This window comes from Frankia sp. Mgl5, from assembly GCF_023242985.1.
Classification (GTDB): domain Bacteria; phylum Actinomycetota; class Actinomycetes; order Frankiales; family Frankiaceae; genus Parafrankia; species Parafrankia soli.
In genome coordinates this window covers 1-399 of record NZ_JALKFY010000497.1, presented here as the reverse complement: position 1 = coordinate 399, position 399 = coordinate 1, and the positions used below count along the sequence as shown (strand labels likewise).

Sequence of the window (399 nt, the reverse complement as noted above, 5' to 3'; positions counted from 1 at the left end):
AGCACAGCGTTGCCTAGCCGTTTTTTCGCTTCGATCAGGCGGTGTTCTTTTACTTCGACACCCTCTGCCATCATCTCCCGCAGCTCACGGATAACCTCGTCTGCTTCCTCTTTCGCCAATTGGACAGCCAGCCTTGCTTCATCCTCCGCTTTTTCCAGCAAACGGTTCTTCTCTTCAGCAAGTCGCTGCCGCTCTTCCTCAATCTGGCGACGCAGCTCTTCCGCCTCGCGCCGAAGCGCTTCTGCTGTGCGCCGCTCCTGCTCTGCCGATTTTTTATTGCGTTCCAGCGAGGCGATCATGGTTTCCACCTGATTCTCTTCTTCACTGATCGATTTCCGCGCCTTGCCAATAATTTCATCGGAAAGGCCCAAACGGCTGGCGATGGCAAACGCATTGGAT

1 pseudogene is annotated in these 399 nt (G+C 54.6%); it reads right to left on the bottom strand.

What is annotated here, in order from left to right:
- Positions 1–399 (bottom strand): annotated as a pseudogene (locus MXD62_RS10310) (endonuclease MutS2); the annotation flags it as partial.